The 17,992-nt window shown below is 76.8% G+C and carries 20 protein-coding genes; 13 read left to right on the forward strand and 7 right to left on the reverse strand.

All coding sequences use genetic code 11. From position 1 onward, the window contains the following. Positions 1–48 precede the first annotated feature (48 nt). Positions 49–1,158 (forward strand): winged helix DNA-binding domain-containing protein, encoded by a 1,110-nt coding sequence (locus ACI79B_RS01480; protein WP_456926347.1) that lies wholly within the window; start codon positions 49–51, stop codon positions 1,156–1,158. On the opposite strand, the gene ACI79B_RS01485 is transcribed toward ACI79B_RS01480, so the two are convergent. Then, positions 1,159–1,824, reverse strand: coding sequence for a TetR/AcrR family transcriptional regulator (locus ACI79B_RS01485; RefSeq protein ID WP_456926348.1), 666 nt, complete (start codon positions 1,822–1,824; stop codon positions 1,159–1,161). Between the two features lie 63 nt (positions 1,825–1,887). Between ACI79B_RS01485 and ACI79B_RS01490 the strand changes: the two genes are divergently transcribed. From ACI79B_RS01490 to ACI79B_RS01510, 5 genes are all read left to right on the forward strand, one after another. Further along, positions 1,888–2,901, forward strand: a complete 1,014-nt coding sequence (locus ACI79B_RS01490; protein WP_456926349.1) for an NAD(P)-dependent alcohol dehydrogenase — start codon at positions 1,888–1,890, stop codon at positions 2,899–2,901. A gap of 111 nt (positions 2,902–3,012) precedes the next feature. Then, the gene (locus tag ACI79B_RS01495) at positions 3,013–3,516 is read left to right on the forward strand and encodes an inorganic diphosphatase (RefSeq protein ID WP_456926350.1); all 504 of its coding nucleotides are present in this window, start codon (positions 3,013–3,015) and stop codon (positions 3,514–3,516) included. Positions 3,517–3,558: 42 nt separating this feature from the next. Further along, positions 3,559–4,005, forward strand: coding sequence for a YdeI/OmpD-associated family protein (locus tag ACI79B_RS01500; RefSeq protein ID WP_456926351.1), 447 nt, complete (start codon positions 3,559–3,561; stop codon positions 4,003–4,005). A gap of 225 nt (positions 4,006–4,230) precedes the next feature. Next, positions 4,231–4,542 carry a hypothetical protein gene (locus tag ACI79B_RS01505; protein ID WP_456926352.1) on the forward strand — a complete coding sequence of 104 codons (312 nt, stop codon included), beginning with the start codon at positions 4,231–4,233 and terminating at the stop codon, positions 4,540–4,542. Beyond that, on the forward strand, positions 4,539–4,850 hold the full coding sequence (locus tag ACI79B_RS01510; RefSeq protein WP_456926353.1) for a hypothetical protein: 312 nt from the start codon (positions 4,539–4,541) through the stop codon (positions 4,848–4,850). The genes ACI79B_RS01505 and ACI79B_RS01510 overlap by 4 nt, the downstream gene beginning before the upstream one ends. 6 nt (positions 4,851–4,856) lie before the next feature. Here the strand turns inward: ACI79B_RS01510 and ACI79B_RS01515 are convergent, their stop codons facing one another. The 3 genes from ACI79B_RS01515 to ACI79B_RS01525 all read right to left on the reverse strand — a co-directional run bounded on the left by ACI79B_RS01515 (position 4,857) and on the right by ACI79B_RS01525 (position 9,770). Next, on the reverse strand, positions 4,857–5,912 hold the full coding sequence (locus ACI79B_RS01515; protein WP_456926354.1) for a DUF2855 family protein: 1,056 nt from the start codon (positions 5,910–5,912) through the stop codon (positions 4,857–4,859). A gap of 61 nt (positions 5,913–5,973) precedes the next feature. Beyond that, entirely contained in the window at positions 5,974–6,807 is an 834-nt protein-coding gene (locus ACI79B_RS01520; protein WP_456926355.1) for a class I SAM-dependent methyltransferase, read from the reverse strand. A 110-nt stretch (positions 6,808–6,917) separates the two neighbouring features. Continuing rightward, a complete protein-coding gene (locus tag ACI79B_RS01525; protein WP_456926356.1) occupies positions 6,918–9,770 on the reverse strand; it encodes an AfsR/SARP family transcriptional regulator in 2,853 nt (950 codons plus the stop codon). A 110-nt stretch (positions 9,771–9,880) separates the two neighbouring features. Here ACI79B_RS01525 and ACI79B_RS01530 point away from each other — a divergent pair, with 110 nt between their 5' ends. After that, positions 9,881–10,879: an LLM class flavin-dependent oxidoreductase gene (locus tag ACI79B_RS01530; protein ID WP_456926357.1), complete on the forward strand. Its 999-nt coding sequence runs from the start codon at positions 9,881–9,883 to the stop codon at positions 10,877–10,879. Between the two features lie 2 nt (positions 10,880–10,881). On the opposite strand, the gene ACI79B_RS01535 is transcribed toward ACI79B_RS01530, so the two are convergent. Further along, positions 10,882–11,541 carry a DUF6518 family protein gene (locus tag ACI79B_RS01535; RefSeq protein WP_456926358.1) on the reverse strand — a complete coding sequence of 220 codons (660 nt, stop codon included), beginning with the start codon at positions 11,539–11,541 and terminating at the stop codon, positions 10,882–10,884. Between the two features lie 152 nt (positions 11,542–11,693). On the opposite strand from ACI79B_RS01535, the gene ACI79B_RS01540 reads away from it, so the two are divergent. The 3 genes from ACI79B_RS01540 (at position 11,694) to ACI79B_RS01550 (ending at position 13,701) form a co-directional block, all read left to right on the forward strand. Further along, positions 11,694–12,149 carry a hypothetical protein gene (locus ACI79B_RS01540; RefSeq protein ID WP_456926359.1) on the forward strand — a complete coding sequence of 152 codons (456 nt, stop codon included), beginning with the start codon at positions 11,694–11,696 and terminating at the stop codon, positions 12,147–12,149. A 92-nt stretch (positions 12,150–12,241) separates the two neighbouring features. Beyond that, positions 12,242–12,835 carry a carboxymuconolactone decarboxylase family protein gene (locus tag ACI79B_RS01545; protein WP_456926360.1) on the forward strand — a complete coding sequence of 198 codons (594 nt, stop codon included), beginning with the start codon at positions 12,242–12,244 and terminating at the stop codon, positions 12,833–12,835. Next, on the forward strand, positions 12,832–13,701 hold the full coding sequence (locus ACI79B_RS01550) for an RNA polymerase sigma-70 factor (protein ID WP_456926361.1): 870 nt from the start codon (positions 12,832–12,834) through the stop codon (positions 13,699–13,701). The genes ACI79B_RS01545 and ACI79B_RS01550 overlap by 4 nt, the downstream gene beginning before the upstream one ends. Positions 13,702–13,710: 9 nt before the next feature. On the opposite strand, the gene ACI79B_RS01555 is transcribed toward ACI79B_RS01550, so the two are convergent. Continuing rightward, positions 13,711–13,959, reverse strand: a complete 249-nt coding sequence (locus ACI79B_RS01555) for a DUF6458 family protein (protein WP_456926362.1) — start codon at positions 13,957–13,959, stop codon at positions 13,711–13,713. 318 nt (positions 13,960–14,277) lie between these two features. Between ACI79B_RS01555 and ACI79B_RS01560 the strand changes: the two genes are divergently transcribed. Together ACI79B_RS01560 and ACI79B_RS01565 are read left to right on the forward strand one after the other, a co-directional pair. Further along, positions 14,278–14,748, forward strand: coding sequence for a DUF7144 family membrane protein (locus ACI79B_RS01560; RefSeq protein ID WP_456926363.1), 471 nt, complete (start codon positions 14,278–14,280; stop codon positions 14,746–14,748). A 166-nt stretch (positions 14,749–14,914) separates the two neighbouring features. Further along, positions 14,915–15,190, forward strand: coding sequence for a hypothetical protein (locus ACI79B_RS01565; protein ID WP_456926364.1), 276 nt, complete (start codon positions 14,915–14,917; stop codon positions 15,188–15,190). A gap of 60 nt (positions 15,191–15,250) precedes the next feature. On the opposite strand, the gene ychF is transcribed toward ACI79B_RS01565, so the two are convergent. Next, positions 15,251–16,324, reverse strand: a complete 1,074-nt coding sequence (ychF, locus tag ACI79B_RS01570; RefSeq protein WP_456926365.1) for a redox-regulated ATPase YchF — start codon at positions 16,322–16,324, stop codon at positions 15,251–15,253. 111 nt (positions 16,325–16,435) lie between these two features. On the opposite strand from ychF, the gene ACI79B_RS01575 reads away from it, so the two are divergent. Next, positions 16,436–17,965, forward strand: a complete 1,530-nt coding sequence (locus ACI79B_RS01575; protein ID WP_456926366.1) for a flavin-containing monooxygenase — start codon at positions 16,436–16,438, stop codon at positions 17,963–17,965. Positions 17,966–17,992 lie beyond the last annotated feature (27 nt).

Genomic DNA, 17,992 nt, shown 5'->3' on the forward strand with positions numbered 1-17,992 from the left:
TGCGGGAACGGAGTGCTCGTCGTCGTCCCCCTGCGGTAGACAGCGCTGGTGGGCCGGGGTGCGGGAGCCGAGGTGCTGGACCGGCGCGCGCTCGGCCGCGCCACGCTCGCCCGGCAGCTGCTGCTCCGGCGGGACGGGCGCGGCGCCCTCGACGCGGTCGAGCACCTGGTCGGGCTGCAGGCACAGGAGCCGCAGGAGCCCTTCGTCGGGCTGTGGTCGCGGCTGACGGCGTTCCGGCCGGCCGGGCTCGACGAGCTGCTCGGGTCGCGCCGCGTCGTCCGCACGCTGCTCATGCGCCGGACGCTGCACCTGGTCACCGCGGGCGACTGCCTGCGCCTGCGGCCGGTGCACCAGGCGATGCTCGTCGCCCGCGCACGCGGCACGCTGGGGCGCCGGCTGCCCGGTGTGGACCTCGCCGAGCTCGCCGCGGCCGGGGAGCCGCGCTTCGCCGAGACGCCGCGGCTGCTGTCCGAGGTGGGCCGGTTGGTCGGCGACCGCTGGCCGGACGCCACCGCCCGCGACCTCGGCGACGCGCTGTCCAGCCTGGTGCCGCTGGTGCAGGTCCCGCCGCGCGGGCTGTGGCGGCAGCGCGCCCCGGCCCGGAACACCACGGTGCGCACCTGGCTGGGGCGCGACCCGGAGGGCGGGCCGCCCGACGCCGTCCTCGACGACCTGGTGCTGCGCTACCTGCGCGCCTACGGGCCGGCGGCGACGGCGGACCTGCGGTCCTGGTCCGGCCTGAGCGGGCTGCCCGCGGTGGTCGCCCGGCTGCGGCCACGGCTGCGGACCGCCCGCGACGAGCGCGGCCGCGCGCTGCTCGACGTCCCCGACGGCCTCCTCCCCGACCGCGACGAGCCCGCGCCGGTGCGCTTCCTGCCCGCGTTCGACGACGCGGTGCTCGGCTACGACGACCGGTCGCGACTGATCGCCGACGAGCACCGCGGCCTGAGCGTGGCCGGCGCCCGCCTCGTCCTCGTCGACGGCACCGTGGCCGGCACCTGGACCACCCGCGACCGGGACGACGGCGGCGTCGCGGTGACCGTGCAGCCGCTGCGCCCGCTCACCCCGGCCGAGCGCGACGAGGTCGAGGCCGAGGGCACCGGCCTCGCCGCCTTCCTCGGCGACGGCGTGCCGGGCCGGGTCGCGGTGACCGGCTGATCAGGCGGCCGTGTCCCGCAGCGCCCGCTCGAGCCCGTCGAGCACGAGGTCGAGGCCGTAGCCGAACTCCGCCCCGTAGTCGTAGCCGGGCCGCAGGACGTGCTCGGTCGTGAACTCCGCGAGGTGCGGATAGCTCGCGGCGAACCGGACCATCAGCTCCGCCGCGAGCTCAGCGGTCTCCGCCGGCGTCTGGAACGGCAGCGCGCGCTCCTGCAGCGCGAAGCCGTACACGTAGCTGTCGATGGCCGAGTACGCGTGCGCGGCCAGCACCACGGGGAAGCCGGCCGCGCGCAGGCAGCCGAGGACGGCGTCGTGGTGGGCGAGCGTCGCGTGCCCGGGCGAGCGCCGGGACTCCAGGAGCCCGACTGCCCACCGGTGCCGGGCCAGCGCCGCCCGCATGGCGTCGGCCCGCTCGCGCATCGCCGCCCGCCAGCCGGCCCCGGCGTCGGGCACCGGCACCTCGGCGAACACCAGGTCGACCATGCCGTCGAGCAGGTCGTCCTTGCCGCTGACGTGGTGGTACAGCGACATCGCCTCCACCCCGAGGGCCTCCCCGAGCCGCCGCATGGTCAGCGCCCCGACGCCGTGCTCGTCGGCGAGCGCCACGGCGGCCTGGAACACCCGGTCCCGGCTCAGCGCCTTCCCGTTCGAACGACGTCCCGGCACCTTGACGACCTTACGCCGTAAGGTGCAGCCTTACGTCGTAAGCCACCCCGTCGAGGAGGAGTCATGTCCGGACAGTCCGCCGTCGTCCCGTCCGTGATGACCGCCGTGGTGCAGCAGCGCTACGGGCCTGCCCCCGAGGGCCTGCTCGCCGTCGGGGAGGCGCCCGTGCCGCGGCCGGGCGAGGGCGAGGTCCTCGTGCGCGTGCTGGCCTCCAGCGTCGACCGCGGCACCTGGCACTCCATGGCCGGTCTCCCCTACCCGGTGCGTGCGGTGTCGGGCCTGCGCCGGCCGAAGGCGGCGAACCCGGGCCGGAACCTGGCCGGGGAGGTCGTCGCCACGGGGAGCGGGGTCGCCGGCGTCGCCCCCGGCGACCAGGTGTACGGGATCGGCCGGGCCACGTTCGCGGAGTACGCCGTGGCGCCCGCCCGGAAGCTCGCGCCACTGCCGCCCGGCCTCGGCCCCGAGCAGGCCGCCACCGTGCCGGTGTCCGGGCTCACGGCCCTGCAGGCGGTGCGCGACCACGGCCGCGTCCGCGCCGGGCAGCGGGTCCTGGTGCTGGGCGCGTCCGGCGGCGTGGGCGGCTTCGCCGTGCAGGTCGCCCGGGCCGCCGGCGCCGAGGTGACCGGGACGGCGAGCACCGCCAAGGTCGACCTCGTCCGCGGCCTGGGCGCGCACACCGTCGTCGACCACACCCGGCAGGACCCGCTGGACGGGGGCGCCCGCTACGACGTCGTCCTCGACACCGGCGGCAACCGGCCGCTGCGCGCGCTGCGCCGCGCGCTCACGCCGCACGGACGGCTGGTGATCGTGGGCGGGGAGAACGGCGGCCGGTGGCTGGGCGGGACGGACCGCCAGCTGCGCGCCCAGGCGCTCTCGCCGTTCGTCGGGCAGCACCTGGGCACGTTCGTCGCCCGGGAGGACGGGGCGGACCTGCGGGAGCTCTCGGCGCTGGTCGAGGCCGGCGCGCTCACCCCCGCCGTCGACCGGGTGTTCCCGCTGGAGGAGACGGCCGCGGCCGTCCGGCACCTCCTCGACGGCGGCGCGCGGGGCAAGGTCGCCGTCCGCGTCGCCGGCTGACCCCAGGACGGCGGCCGCCTCCGCGGCCGGGACCACGCGCCGACCCCGGGTTGCCGGGGAGCCGGGACTGGGCCAGGGTCGCCTCGCGGTCCCGGCCGGAGGAGGGTGCCCGTGGAAGCCGACGTGATCGTCGAGATCCCCAAGGGGTCGCGGAACAGGTACGAGTACGACCACCGGCTCGGCCGCATCCGGCTGCTGCGGATGCTGTTCACCGCCACCGGCTACCCCGGCGACTACGGGTTCGTCCCGGACACCCTCGCCGAGGACGGCGAGCCCATCGACGCCCTGCTGCTGCTCGGCGAGCCGACCTTCCCCGGCTGCCTGGTGCGCGCCCGGGTCATCGCCGTGTTCTGGGTGCACGACGAGCGCGGCCCGGACGCGAAGCTGCTGTGCGTGCCGGCGAGCGACCCGCGGATGGAGCACCTGCAGGAGCTCGAGGACGTCCCCATCCACCAGGTCGCGGAGATCTGGCACTTCTTCGAGATCTACGAGGCGCTGACGCCGGAGAAGTCGGCCGAGACCCGCGGGTGGGAACGGCGGGCGCAGGCCGTCGCGGCGCTGGAGGACGCGCAGCGGCGGTTCGCCGAGCGGGCCGCCGGTGAGCCGGACGGATGACGGGGGCTTCCGCCGCGACCGCCCGGACGCCAGGGTGACCGGGTGACCCAGGAGCTGCGGCTGACCACCACCCTCGCCCCGCGCGGCCCGGCGGCCGCCATCGTGCTGACCGACGAGCAGGCCGCGGGCCTCGGCGCCGGCGCCAAGGCGTTCCCCGTCCGGGTCACCGTCGGCGGGGTGACCGTGGAGGGGCGGGTCGCGCGGATGGGCGGCGAGAACCTCATCGGGCTGAGCAAGGAGCGCCGGGCCACGCTCGGCGTGAGCACCGGCGACACCGTCGACGTCGTCGTCGCCCTCGACCGGGCCGAGCGCACCGTCGAGGTGCCGCCGGACCTGGCCGAGGCGCTGGCCGCGGCGGGCGTGCGGGAGGCCTTCGACCGGCTGTCCCCCACACACCGCAAGGAGCACGCGCGGTCGGTGGCCGAGGCGAAGAAGCCGGAGACCCGCGCCCGCCGGGTGAGCGCCGTGGTGGCCGCCGTCTCCGGCTGAGGCGGACGGTGGGGAGCGGCGCGACCCCGTTTCGGACGGCGGCGTCTCACCCGGCGAGCCCGCTCGCGCGCGCAAGGTGACGGGCACACGCGGCGGGACGCCGGCGGGCCCACTGTGACGGAGCGGGTCCTTGTGGCCCTGGTCCGGGCCCTCCCACACTTCCCGCGCGCCCTGCGTCGGGCACCTGCCGCACCGGCGGCAGTTCCTCAGAGTCGAGGGGCTCCCATGACGCAACCCACCCCCTGCCCGATCCTGGACCTGAACCTCGGGCCGCTGGACCTGAACCTGCTGGGCCTGCACGTGCACCTGAACGAGGTGGTGCTCGACATCGAGGCCATCCCCGGGCCGGGCAACCTCCTGGGCAACCTGCTGTGCGCGATCGCCGGGCTCCTCGACGGCGTCGACCTGGGCGGTGTCCTGGGCAACCTCCTGCAGGAGCTGATCGACGCGATCATCCGCCTCCTCGAGGGCATCGGCGGGGGCGGCGGCGGAGGCGGCGGCGGCGCCGCGCCGGTCGCACGGCAGGCGGCGGCGTGACCGACGCGCAGGAACCGCGCGAGCCCGCGGCGGCGGCCGCGGCCGAGCTGGAGCGGCTCCAGGAGCTGCTCCGGCGGGCCGGCCGGGACCGGGCCGACCCCGGCGAGGTGGCGCGGGCGGTCGGGGCCTACTGGCGCGACCACGGCCCGGCGCTGCGGTCGGCGGCGGCCGCCCTCGGCGACTCCGCGCGGGGGCAGGTGCTGGCCGAGCTGTACCGCATGCGGGACGAGCTCGGCCGGCAGCTGCAGGGTCAGCGGGCGTCGGCGCCCCGCCCACCGGAGCCGGGGACCGGGGACCAACCGGGCTGAGGGCGCTCAGAGGGAGAGGACCAGGCCGCGGCGCGGGTCGGCGTCGCCGTCCAGCAGCGCCGCCCACGCCTCGGTGACCGCCTCCGCGCCGGTGCGGCGCTCGACGGTCAGCAGCCCGGGCGCCCGGGTCGCGGCGAAGTCCGGCCAGGCGGCGCCGATCCGGCGGGCGGACGACGGGTCCAGGGCGGCCGCCGCGTCCTGCGCGGAGAACACCTCCGGCTCGGGCCCGGGCAGGCCGCTGCTCGCGAAGGACGCCCGCGTCCAGTGCGTCGCGCCGACCACGACCGAGGTGCGCAGGACGCCCGCGGTGCGGCGGTGCACCGCGGCGCGCAGGTCCGGGTCACCGGCGAGGTCGACCAGCACGACGCCGCGGTCCGCCGGCAGGGCGTCGACCTCCTCGTAGGTCAGCACCCGGTCGTACAGGCCGAGCGCCGCCGTGGCCGCGGCGTGCCGGGACGACGTCAGCCCGACCAGCTCCGGCGGGTCCCCGAGCGCCCGGACCGCCGCCGCGGTGCACACGGCGGTGCGGCTCGACGCCGACGTCAGGACCACCACCCCGGCCCCGGCCCGGGCCACGCGGTCGGCGAGCAGCCACCCGGTCTGGAACAGCGGCCGAAGCACCGCCGCGACGTCGTCGAGCCCGGGTGGGAAGCCCGCCTCGGGCACGGCGCGGGCGTAGCGGCCGTAGACCCGGGCGAGGGAGGCGCGGGCGGCCGAGCGGTCGGCCAGCCCGCCCGGGCCCGCGGCCACCTCGAGGGTGACCCGGCTCGACATCGGCCAGAGGCCGAAGAAGCGGTCCCCCGCCGCGACGCCGTCGACACCGGAGGCCGTGGCCCTGCCGAAGCCCCAGACCGGGACCCGGCCCCAGCCCTCCGGCGCCGGGAAGTGATCCCAATACCGCCAGGAGTCGCCCAGGACGGCGTAGGTGAGGTTGTTCGCGGTCAGCCCGAAGCGCTCGACGGCGAACTGCACCGTGCCCTGCGGCACCTCGGTCCGCAGCGGCTCCCCCGGGTCGCAGCGCACGGTCCGCAGGTCGTCGCGCCGGACGAGGACGTCGACCACGTCGTCCCTCCCCTCTCCGTGCCGGCCGGCGCCGGGCTCCCCCGGCGCCGGCCGGGAGCTCTCACGCGCGGCGCGCGGTGAGCAGCAGGTACTCCCAGTCGAGGACGACGCCGTCGGTGCCGCGGTCGTACCGGGCGGCCAGCGCGGCGAGGTCGTGGTCGAGCGCGGCGACCCGCCCGGGGTCGTCGCCGACGTTGCGGTAGGTCGCGATCGTCGGCCCGTAGACCGCCTTCCACGAGTCCCGCCACGCCTCCGGCGACGGGTAGCCGCCGACCGTCACGGTCTGCCGGCGGGCGACGAGGTCGGTGACGCGGTCGCCGAGCAGGTCGCGGACGTGCTGCTCGTCGCCCCACAGCGGCGGCGGCTGCGCACCGGGCGGCGGCGGGGGCGCGTAGGGCTTCATGGTCCGGAACATCTCGCCGACGAAGCCCTCCGGCGTCCAGCTGACGAGCCCGATCCGCCCGCCGGGGCGGCACACCCGCACCAGCTCGTCGGCGGCCTGCCGGTGGTGCGGCGCGAACATCACGCCGACGCAGGAGAGGACGACGTCGAAGCTCGCGTCCGCGTAGGGCAGCGCCTCGGCGTCGCCCTCCTCCCACGTCACCTCGGCGCCCTCGCGCGCGGCGAACGCGCGGCCGGCCGGGAACAGCTCCGGCGTGAGGTCCGAGGCCACGACCTCGGCGCCGGTCAGCGCGGCGGGCACGGCGGCGTTGCCCGTGCCCGCCGCGACGTCCAGGACGCGGTCCCCGGGGCCCACGCCGGCCGCGGCGACCAGGACCCGCCCCAGCTCCGGGATGAGGTCCCGGGCCACGGAGGGGTAGTCGCCCAGCGCCCACATCGCCCGGTGCTTGGCCTTCAGCGCGCGGTCGGCGGTCGCGTCGATGGTGTCGGTCATCGGGAGTGCTCCTCGTCGTCGTGCGGGGTGCGTCCCCGCGGTGTGCCGACGACGCTGCTGCCGGCGGGTTGCAGACCGCGTGCACCGCGGATGCAGCGGACGTGCACCGGTCACGCGCCGGTCCCCCCGGTGACGATCCGCGCGAGTGCGGCGCGGGCCTGCGCGACCGCCGCCGCCTCCGCGGCGCGGGGGTCGCCGGCGGGCGCGCCCTCGGCGGGCGGGCCGAGCGGGGAGGGCTTGCCCGCCGCCACCAGGCAGGCGTGCAGGGCCGCGGCGTCGGCCTCCGCGCCCACCCGCTGCAACAGCCGGGCCACGTAGCGCAGGTCCAGCCACTGCTGCGTCGAGTCACCGACCCGGTCCCAGTGGTCGATGACGGCGAGCAGCGCGCGGGCGGCCGCCACCGGGTCGCCGTGCACCGCCCGGGTCGCGGCCGCCTCCATCAGCGCGATGCCGTGCCACCAGAAGTTGTGCACGGCCGCGGCCAGCGCGCCCGCCTCGTCGAACAGGGCCAGCGCCCGGCCGGGGTCGGACTTCTTGAGCACCAGGCCGAGGGCGTAGCGGCCCATCGACTGCGCCGTCGGGTTGGCGGTGGCCTCGGCGACGTCGAGGCTCTCCAGGGCGGCGGCCAGACCCTCCTCCGGCCGGCGGCGCACGGCCTGGCACACCGCGACGTAGTACAGCGTCCACACCAGCCGGATCCGGTCGCCGCCGGCCCGGGCCCGCTCCGCCTCGGCCGCGTAGTGCGCCAGCGCGGTCCCGACGTCGCCCTCGTAGAGCGCGACGTCGGCGAGCACGTCGCCCGGGTGGGCGATGCGGGCGGTGCCGGGCAGCGGCAGCCGGCCCCGGGCCAGGCGGGCCGTGGCCCGGGCGTGCGCGAAGTCGCCGCGGTTCCACGCGCCGCGGGCGGCGGCGCCGACGGCGGCCGGGTACAGCGGGTGGCCGGGGTCCACGACGGGCAGCAGCTGCTCGGCCCAGGCGTAGGCCTCGTAGCCGACCCGCAGGTGCACCAGCTCGGGCACGGCCGCGACCAGCCGCACGGCCAGGTCCCACTCCCGGTCGGCGGCGGCGCGGGTGAACGCGGCGCGCAGGTCGTCGTAGACGCCGAGGGCCTCCTCCGCCCACGCTCGCTCGTCCGGCCCCTGCAGCCCCGCACCGGCCCGCTCGGCGTAGTCGACGTGGTGGGCGACGTGCCGCCGGGCCAGCTCCGCGGACTCGCCCGCCGCCCCGGCCTGCGACCGGCCGTACGCCCGAAGGGTCTCCAGCAGCCCGTAGCGGCTGTGCACGCCACTGCGGGCCACCACCATGGACCGGTCCACCAGCCGGGTCAGCCGGTCCAGGACGTCGTCCTCGGGAGCGGCGGGGTCGGCGACGGCGTGCACGGCGCGCAGGTCGGCCCCGCCGGCGAAGACCGACATGCCGCGGAACAGCCGCTGCTCGTCCTCGGGCAGCAGCCGGTAGGACCACTCGATCGCGGCCACGAGGCTCTGGTGCCGCGGCACCGGCCCGCGCCCGCCGCCGAGCAGCGGGGCGTCCTCCAGCCGGGCGGCCACCTCGCCGGGGCTCATCACCCGCATGCGGGCCGCGGCCAGCTCGATGCCCAGCGGCAGGCCGTCGACGCGGCTGCAGATGGCGGCGACGGCGTCGGCGGCCGCGGGGTCCAGGCGGAAGTCCGGCGTCGCGGCGCGGGCGCGCTGGACGAACAGCGCGGTGGCGTCCGCGAGCGGCAGCGGCGGCACCGGCCACACCTGCTCGCCGTCGACGCCGAGCGGCTCCCGGCTGGTCGTCAGCACCACCACGCGCGGGCAGCGCTGCACGACCTCGGCGACCAGCGCCGCGGCGTGCCGCAGCACGTGCTCGCAGTTGTCGACGACGAGCAGCAGCGACCGCCCGCGCAGGTAGTCGAGCACGGTCTCCTCCACCGACAGCCCCGACCGCTGCCGGATGCGCAGCGCCGCGGCGACGGCGTCCCCGACCGGGCTGCCGTCGGGCAGGGCGGCGAGCTCGCACAGCCACACGCCGTCGTCGAACCGCGCCCGGTCCCGGGCGGCGACCTCCACCGCGAGCCGGGACTTCCCCGTCCCGCCGACGCCGGTCAGCGTCACCAGCGGGCCGGCGCGCAGCGCGTCCAGCACCCGGGCGACCTCGGACTCCCGGCCGACGAACCCGCTGGCCCGGCGGGGCAGGTTGCCCGGCGGCGGCCGCGCGGCGAGGGCGGGGTCGTGCACGAGGATCCGCCGGTACAGCTCCCGGGCCGGCGCGGCCGGCTCCACCCCCAGCTCGTCGTCGAGGCGGGTGCGCAGCTCGTGGAAGGCGGCGAGCGCGTCGGCCTGGTGGCCGGTGGCGTACCGCGCCCGCATCAGCGCCACCGCCGGCCGCTCCCACGTCAGGTGCCGGCGCACCAGCGCCTCCAGCTCGGGCACCGCCTCGGCGGCGCGGCCCAGCTCGACCAGCGCGTCGGCGCGGTCGGCGGCCGCGCCGACGCGCAACTCGGTCAGCCGGGCGGCCTCCGCGGCGGCGAAGTCGTCGTCGGCGAACTCGGCGAGCGCGTCGCCCCGCCACAGCGCCAGCGCGGCGTCGAGGTCGGCCAGCGCCCGCGCGGGGTCGCCCGCGGCGGCGGCCGCCCGGGCGGTGCGGACCCGCTGCTCGAACTCGGCGGCGTCCAGCGTCGCGCCGTCGAGGTCCAGGCAGTAGCCGGGCGGGCGGTGCCGGAGCGGCGCGGCGTCGCCGAGCACGCCGCGCAGCCGGGAGACGTAGGCGCGCAGCGCGGGAACCGCGCCGTCGGGCGGCGCGTCGCCCCACACCGCGGCGAGCAGCCGGTCGGCCGGCACCACCTCGCCGCGGGCGACCAGCAGCGCCGCGAGCAGGGTGCGCGGCTTGTGCCCGCCGACGGCGACCGGCCCCGAGCCGTCCTCGACCTGCAGCGGGCCCAGGACCCGGAAGTGCAGGTGCGTCGCACCGGTCATCGCTGCCTCGCCTGCAAGCGGACTGCAACGGGCGCGGCCGACCCTAGCGGCGGCCCCGGGAGCGCGACCAGACGCGAACCCGCTCCCGACCTGCACGAGGAGGCAGCACCATGACCGCACCGGTCCGGCGGCTCGCCGTCGGCGTGACCCCGATGGAGACCCGTCCCGACGTCGTCCTGCACCTCGCCGACCGCGCCGAGGAGCTGGGCTACGAGGCGTTCCTGCTGGCCGAGGGCTGGGCGCACGACGCGCCGGTCCTGCTCGCCGCGATCGCCACGCGGACCCGGCGGATCCGCCTCGGCACCGGCGTCCTCAACGTGTACGGGCGCAGCCCCGCGCACCTGGCGATGCTCGCGTCGTCGCTGGACACGCTGTCCGGCGGCCGGTTCGTCCTCGGCCTGGGCGCGGGCTCGCCGCAGCTCGCCGAGGGCCTGCACGACGAGCCGTTCACCGCGCCGGTCGCCCGCCTCGGCGCGGTCACCCGGCAGGTGCGGGCACTGCTGGCCGGCGAGCGGATGACGCCGTCGCGGCCGGGCGGGCAGCGGCCGCTGCGGCTGGCCGTGCCGCCGCGGCCGCACCTCCCGGTGCACCTGGCCGCGCTCGGGCCGGCGGCCGTGCGGCTGGCCGGGGAGGTGGCCGACGCCTGGTACCCGTTCCTCCTCCCGCGGTCCGGTCTCGCGTCGGGCCTCGCCCTCCTGCGGGAGGGCGCGGGCGGCACGGGACGTCCGGTGCCGCTGGTCAGCCCCGGCATCCCGGTGGCGGTGGCCGACGACCCGGCGGTCGCGCGGGCGACGGCGTCGTGGTGGCTGACCACCTACCTGACGGCGATGGGCCCGCTCTACCCGCGGACGATGCGCCGTGCCGGTCTCGGTGCCGCCGTCGACGCGGTGCTCGCCGCCGGGCCCGGCGAGGTGCCGGCGGGTGCGGAGGTGCTGGTCGACGAGCTGCTGCTGGCCGGCGACGGCGGCTCCGCGGCGGCGGCGCTCGACGCCTGGCGCGCGGCGGGCGCCGAGCTGCCCGTCGTCGTCCTGCCGCCGGGCCGGCCGGTGGCCGAGCTGGACGCCGCGCTCGAGGCCCTCAGCCCGCAGCGGGTGCCCGTGCCGGCGTGACCTCAGGGGCCGCCGGTCAGCAGGAGCTGCTCGAGGACGTCGGGCGCGGACACCAGCACGAGCCCGCCCAGCACCGCCGGCACCGTCCAGGCGGCGATGCCCGGCAGCTGACGCGGCGCCCGGACGGCCACGACCAGGACGGCGAGGACCGCCAGGACCGCGAACCCGACGACGACCGGGGCCTCGGCCGGGTACGAGGAGGCGCGCCGGTACGCGTCGGCCACGAGCAGTCCGACGGCGGCCGCCGCGCCGACCGGGCCCGCGCGGCCCCCGGTGCCGATGCCGGCGAAGACGGCGCCCAGCACGACTCCCGCCACCCCGGCGAGGACCAGCCACTGCACGACCTGGCCGGGATCCACCGCGTACGGCATCCCCGGGTACTCGATGCCGTAGACGACGTCCTTGCCGACGTAGAAGGCCGGCACCGCGGCCGCCAGCGTCAGGGACGAGATCACGACGGCCCGCAGCCGCGGCTGCCGGGCGCTGAGCAGCGCGACCGTGGTGGTCCACAGCCCGAAGGTGTGCGACAGCGGGCGGAGGAGGTCGTCGTGGTAGGCCCAGGCGGCGAAGGCCCCGGTGAGCACGCCGGCGGTCACCGCGACGAGGAGCCGCAGCCGGAACGCCCGCGGCGGTGCAGCGGTCCCGGCGACCTGTCCGTCCACCCGCACCTCCGGTCCCTCGGCCGACGGCACCGTGGCAGCCGCCGGGACCGGCCGCAAGGAGCCGGGCCGGTGCCGGGCGCGGGCGTCCACGGGTTGGCCCGCCTCCACCTGGGTAGCGGCGGCGGGAGCGACCGACCAGAGGGAGGACGGACATGGGCAAGCTGTCGTTGGGACTGGGCCTGGGGATCGGGTTCGTGCTGGGCGCACGGGCCGGACGCGAGCGGTACGAGCAGATCGCGAGGACGGCGCGGGACCTGCTGGGCCGGCCGGAGGTGCAGCAGACCCTGGAGAAGGCCCGCGAGGCCGCGCCCGCCCCGCTGCAGGGCGGGATCGACAAGCTCACCGCGCAGGCGTCCGGGGCCGGCGGCACCGGCGGGGGCGCGGGCGGGGGCACGGGCGGCGGGACCGTCGACGCCGGGACGGTGGCCGCGGGCAGCAACGCCGACGCGGTGGTCCCCCCGACCCCGCCGACGGTCGCGGAGGCGTTCGTCCTCGAGGACGCCGACGTCGAGACGCCGACCACCCCCGCCGCGGACACGCGGACGACCGGGGGGACGGCCGGCCCGGTGCCGGACCCGCTGATCCCGCCCGCCAAGTCCGGCCAGTAGCCGGGGGGCTGCTCGCCCGTCTCCTCCGGGGTGTCACACGCGGGACGCGGCCGGTGTCTCCATGTCGACACACCGCACACCCTGGAGGAGACATGGCGAGCAGCACCCGGGTCCCCGCGACCGAGATCACCGGCCTGTACGGGGCCCTGCTGAAGACGATGAGCCGGCGGGTGCTCGGGCAGGTGCCCGAGGGCGCCGGGGTCCTGTGGCACCACCCGGCGGTGCTCAAGGACTCGATGGCCTTCGGCCGCAAGGTCGACTCCTGGAACCGGCTGGACCCGCACCTCGCGACGTTCGCGGCCATGTCCGCGGCCGCCACGGTCGGCTGCGGCTTCTGCCTGGACCTGCACCACTTCCTCGCCCACGACCGCGGGCTCGACGAGGCGAAGGTGCGGGAGGTGCCGCGCTGGCGCGAGTCCGCCGCCTTCACCCCGCTGGAGCGGCGGGTCATGGAGTACGCCGAGGCGATGAGCCGGACCCCGCCGGCCGTGACCGACGAGATGTCGGCCGCGCTGCTGGACGAGCTGGGACCGGCCGCCCTGGTGGAGCTGACCGCCAGGATCGCCTTCATGAACTCCAGCGCGCGCAGCAACGTGGCCCTCGGCATCCGGTCGCAGGAGTTCTCGGCGTCCTGCGGCCTGCCGCCGCTGGCGGCCCCGTCGGCGGACGGCGTCGCCACGGCATGACCGAGGACCCGTTCGTCGCCCACCGCGGCCTGCTGTTCACCGTCGCCTACGAGATGCTCGGCTCCGCCGCCGACGCCGACGACGTGGTGCAGGAGACCTGGCTGCGGTGGGCGGAGGCGGACCGGGCGGCGGTGCGCGACCCGCGGGCCTACCTGGTGCGGATCGTCACCCGCCAGGCGCTCAACCGGCTGCGCACCGTGGCCCGCCGCCGCGAGGACTACGTCGGCGAGTGGCTGCCCGAGCCGCTGCTGACCAGCCCGGACGTCGCCGAGGACGTCGAGCTGGCGGAGAGCGTGTCGATCGCGATGCTCACCGTGCTGGAGACGCTGTCGCCGACCGAGCGCGCGGTCCTCGTGCTGCACGAGGTGTTCGACGTGCCCTACGACGAGATCGCCGAGGCGGTGGGCAGGTCCGCCGCCGCGGTGCGGCAGATCGCCCACCGGGCGCGGGAGCACGTGGCCGCGCGCCGTCCGCGGACGACGGTCAGCCGCGCCGAGCAGCAGCGCGTCGTCGACCGGTTCCTCGCCGCGCTCACCGCCGGCGACCTGCAGGGCTTGATGGACGTGCTGGCGCCCGACGTCGTCGCGGTCGCCGACGGCGGGGGCCTGGCGCCGGCCGTGCTGCGCCCGATCGTGGGACGGGAGCGGCTGGCCCGGGCGCTGTCCCGGTTCGCCGACCTCGTGCCCGACGTCGAGATCACCACGCCGCTGGTCAACGGCGCGGTCGCCCTGCGGATCGACCCCGGCGGCGAGTTCGACACGGCGATCACCGTCGTCGTCGAGGACGGCCGGATCAGCCGCGTGTACGCGATGCGCAACCCGCACAAGCTCGGCCGCCTGGACGAGCCCGCGGACCTCCGGCGGTGACGGCGGGGGTCAGAAGGTCTCGTCGGTGTGGGTGCGCCGGACCGGGCCGCCGTCGGGCGCGGTGCCGTACGCGTCCGTCCGGGTGACCCGGCGCCGCCGCGGCCCGAACAGCGCCACCTCGAGGAGGATCCCGAGTGCGCCGACGGCCATGAGGATCCAGCCGACCACCCGCAGGTCCACCCCGCTGACGTCGACCGTGACCGCGAACGCCAGGATCGCGCCGAGGGCCAGGAGCACGATCGCCGTACCGAGTCGCATCACCGACCACCTCTCCCCTGCGGCCCCGGCCGCGGGCTGTGGGCCCGCCGCCGGTGGCCACCACGGGCGACGGACGTCGCCGCCACCAGCGAAGATCCCACCGGCGGGGACCGCGCGCGACCGGAGGCGGCCGGCGGCCCCGGGGCGGCTCCGGCAGGGGGCTCCGGCAGGGGGCTCCGGCAGGGGCACGGCGCCGGCCCCCTCCGCACTCCGCGCCGGGGGCCCGGCGCATCGTCCGCCCGGTGTGAGGCGCCCGCCCGCGTCGGCGGTCAGGCTGCTGCACCGGGCGGGACGCTCCCGCCGGGAGGGGGTGGCTCCATGACCGGCGCCTTCCAGACGAGTCGGCCGGAGGCGAACTGGCAGGCCGAGGCGCACGTCGGCGCCTACGGCTACGACGAGCGGCCCACCGGCTGGGCGTCGTGGATCCTCTTCGCCGGGGTCCTGCTGGTGCTCAACGGCCTGTTCGCGGTGATGGAGGGCGTCACCGCGCTCGTCAGCGAGGAGTTCTACGTGGTGCGCCCCGAGGCGTTGTTCGTCGACGCGGACTACGCCGTCTGGGGCTGGGTGCACGTCGTCCTCGGGGTGGTCGGGATCGCCGTCGGCGCGGGCCTGATGCGGGGCAACCGCGTCGCGCGCGTCGTCGCAGTGGCGCTCGCCGGGCTCAGCGCGCTCGTGCACGTGCTGTTCCTGCCGGCCTACCCGTTCTGGTCGGTGCTGGTGATCGCGTTCGACGTCGTCGTCATTTACGCCGTCACCGTGCACGGGCGGGAGGTGGCGTCGAGGCGGTGACGGCAACGGGGCCGGGGGGTCGGCGGACCCGGGTCCGGGGGGAACCCGCTGGTCAGCGGCACGTATAGCGGAACGAGAAAGTCTCGTACCGGCGACGCAGGCCGTTGACCCCGAACGGGCGGACCGCTTGAGTCGCGGCCCCCAACCCGTCGGAAGGACCCCCTCCATGCTCAGGAAGCTCAGCGTCGTCTGCCTCGGTGCAGCCGCCCTCGTCGTCACCAGCGCCGGCGTCGCCTCGGCCGGCGAGATCACCGGCAACGGCAAGGTCGTCCACGCGCCGCAGCACGCCGCGTCGGTCTGCTCGTTCTCGGGCCTCAACGACGACACCGCCGAGGACCCGAGCCGCACGCAGAACTACGGGCAGCTCGTCCGCCAGGGCCTCAAGCCGTACCTGCCGAGCGCCGGCGAGGCGTGCAACCCGAACTCCGGCTTCGAGGAGTAGGCGACGCGTCCCGGGCCCCGCTGGTCACCACGACCGGCGGGGCCCGGTGCCGTCCGGGGGTCAGACGTTGAAGCGGAACTCCACGACGTCGCCGTCGGCCATGACGTAGTCCTTGCCCTCGATGCGCACCCAGCCGCGGGACTTCGCCTCGGCCATGGACCCGGCCTCCATCAGCTGGTCGTAGGAGACGACCTCGGCCTTGATGAAGCCGCGCTGGAAGTCGGTGTGGATGACGCCGGCGGCCTGCGGGGCGGTGGCGCCGACCGGGATGGTCCAGGCGCGCGCCTCCTTCGGGCCCGCGGTGAGGTAGGTCTGCAGGCCGAGGGTGCGGAAGCCGACCTTGGCCAGCTGGTCCAGGCCCGGCTCGCTCTGCCCGATCGACTCCAGCAGCTCGGCGGCCTCCTCGGCGGGCAGCTCGGCGAGCTCGGCCTCGGTCTTGGCGTCGAGCAGGATCGCCTCGGCCGGCGCGACCAGCGTCCGCAGCTCGGCGATCAGCTCCTCGTTGGCCAGCTCGTCGGCGTCGACGTTGAAGACGTAGAGGAACGGCTTGGTCGTCAGCAGCGTCAGCTCGCGCAGCGGCGCGGGGTCCACCCCGGCGGCGAACAGCGTCTTGCCGGTGTTGAGCACCTCGACGGCGGACTGCGCCGCCGACAGCAGCGCCGCCCGCTCCTTGTCCTTGCGCGACTCCTTCTCCAGCCGCGGGATGGCCTTCTCCAGCGTCTGCAGGTCGGCGAGGACGAGCTCGGTGTTGATCGTCTCGATGTCGTCGGCCGGGTCGACCTTGCCCTCGACGTGCACGACGTCGGGGTCGCTGAACACGCGGATGACCTGGCAGATCGCGTCGCTCTCGCGGATGTTGGCGAGGAACTTGTTGCCCAGCCCCTGCCCCTCGCTGGCGCCGCGCACGATGCCGGCGATGTCCACGAACGACACCGTCGCCGGGACGACCTTCTGCGAGTCGAACAGCTCGCCCAGCTTGCCCAGCCGCTCGTCGGGCACGCCGACGACGCCGACGTTCGGCTCGATGGTGGCGAAGGGGTAGTTGGCCGCCAGGACGTCGTTCTTGGTCAGCGCGTTGAACAGCGTCGACTTGCCGACGTTGGGCAGCCCGACGATCCCGATGGTGAGACTCACGGGAGTCCAGCCTACGGGGCCGCCCGGAGCACGGACGACGAGCGGCGGGTCCCTGTCGGCTCCGGTGGAACACGTGCGACGCTCGTCACACCACCGAGACCAGGAGGTCCTGTGACCCTGACGACGACGTCGCGACACGCCATCGCCACCGGCCCGCTGCCCGCGCACACCCGCGTGGCGATCGTGGGCAGCGGCTTCTCCGGCATCGGCACCGCCGTCGCCCTGCAGCGCGCCGGCATCGACGACTTCGTCGTCCTGGAGCGCGCCGACAGCCTCGGCGGCACGTGGCGCGACAACGAGTACCCGGGCGCCGCCTGCGACGTCCCCAGCCACCTGTACTCGTTCTCGTTCGCGCCGAAGCGGGACTGGTCGCACGTCTACTCGCGGCAGCCGGAGATCCGCGCCTACCTGGAAGACGTCGCCGCCCGGTACGGCGTGCTGCCGCACCTGCACTGCGGCACCGACGTCGTCTCCGGCCGGTGGGACGACGACGCGCTGGTCTGGCACCTGGAGACCTCGCGCGGCCGTCTCACCGCCGACGTCGTGGTGAGCGGCGCCGGCGGCCTGGTCGAGCCGCACCTGCCCGACGTGCCGGGCATCGGCACGTTCCAGGGCCCGTCGTTCCACTCCGCCCGCTGGGACCCCTCGGTGGACCTGGCCGGCAAGCGGGTCGCCGTCGTCGGCACCGGCGCCTCGGCCGCGCAGTTCGTGCCCGAGCTGCAGAAGGTGGCCGCGAAGGTGGTCGTGTTCCAGCGGACGCCGCCGTGGGTGGTGCCGCGGCAGGACCGTGCCTACACCGCGCGCGAGCACCGGCTGTGGGCGCGCGTGCCGGCGCTGCTCCGGCTGGCCCGGGGCGGGCAGTACCTGGCGCGGGAGGCCCGGCTCGGCATGTGGACCGGCAGCGGCCGGCTGCGCGGCTTCGTCACCAGGCAGGCGCTCGCGTTCCTCGAGCAGCAGGTGCCCGACCCGGAGCTGCGCGCCACGCTGACGCCGGACTACGCCATCGGCTGCAAGCGGGTGATCGTCAGCGACGACTACCTGCGCTCGCTCACCCAGCCGAACGTCGAGGTGGTCGCCTCGCCGGTGGCCGAGGTCCGCCCGCACGCGGTGGTCGACGCCGACGGCACCGAGCACGAGGTCGACGTCGTCGTCTACGGCACCGGCTTCCGGGCCATGGACATCCCGCTCGGGCACCGGCTGGTGGGCCGCGAGGGGCGCACCCTGCGCGCGGAGTGGGACCGCGACGGCGTCCGCGCGCACCGCGGCACCACCGTCGCCGGCTTCCCCAACCTGTTCCTGCTGCTCGGGCCGAACACCGCGCTCGGTCACACCTCCGTCGTCCTGATGATCGAGGCGCAGATCGGCTACGTCGTCGCGGCGCTGGAGCGGATGCGGGAGACCGGCGCCGGCGCGCTGGAGGTCCGCCGCTCGGCGCAGGACGCCTACGACGCCCGGCTGCAGGCCGAGCTCACCGACACCGTGTGGAACGCCGGCGGCTGCCGCTCCTGGTACCGCGACGAGCAGGGCCGCAACTTCACCCTGTGGCCCACGCACACGTACACGTTCATGCGGGAGATGCAGCGGTTCGACGCCGACGCGTACGAGCTGCGCGCGGCCCCCCGCGTCCCCGTCCCCGCCTGATCCCGTCCCGTCTGACCCGGAGCCCCC

Source organism: Geodermatophilus sp. SYSU D00879, from assembly GCF_054050375.1.

Bases quoted from the DNA above. Each gene is read 5' to 3' on its own strand.
- ACI79B_RS01530 (WP_456926357.1), top strand. From the start codon at position 9,881: ATGACCGCACCGGTCCGGCGGCTCGCCGTCGGCGTGACCCCGATGGAG.
- ACI79B_RS01520 (WP_456926355.1), bottom strand. From the start codon at position 6,807: ATGACCGACACCATCGACGCGACCGCCGACCGCGCGCTGAAGGCCAAG.
- ACI79B_RS01565 (WP_456926364.1), top strand. From the start codon at position 14,915: ATGCTCAGGAAGCTCAGCGTCGTCTGCCTCGGTGCAGCCGCCCTCGTC.
- ACI79B_RS01555 (WP_456926362.1), bottom strand. From the start codon at position 13,959: ATGCGACTCGGTACGGCGATCGTGCTCCTGGCCCTCGGCGCGATCCTG.
- ACI79B_RS01550 (WP_456926361.1), top strand. From the start codon at position 12,832: ATGACCGAGGACCCGTTCGTCGCCCACCGCGGCCTGCTGTTCACCGTC.
- ACI79B_RS01525 (WP_456926356.1), bottom strand. From the start codon at position 9,770: ATGACCGGTGCGACGCACCTGCACTTCCGGGTCCTGGGCCCGCTGCAG.
- ACI79B_RS01540 (WP_456926359.1), top strand. From the start codon at position 11,694: ATGGGCAAGCTGTCGTTGGGACTGGGCCTGGGGATCGGGTTCGTGCTG.
- ACI79B_RS01560 (WP_456926363.1), top strand. From the start codon at position 14,278: ATGACCGGCGCCTTCCAGACGAGTCGGCCGGAGGCGAACTGGCAGGCC.
- ACI79B_RS01490 (WP_456926349.1), top strand. From the start codon at position 1,888: ATGTCCGGACAGTCCGCCGTCGTCCCGTCCGTGATGACCGCCGTGGTG.
- ACI79B_RS01545 (WP_456926360.1), top strand. From the start codon at position 12,242: ATGGCGAGCAGCACCCGGGTCCCCGCGACCGAGATCACCGGCCTGTAC.
- ACI79B_RS01505 (WP_456926352.1), top strand. From the start codon at position 4,231: ATGACGCAACCCACCCCCTGCCCGATCCTGGACCTGAACCTCGGGCCG.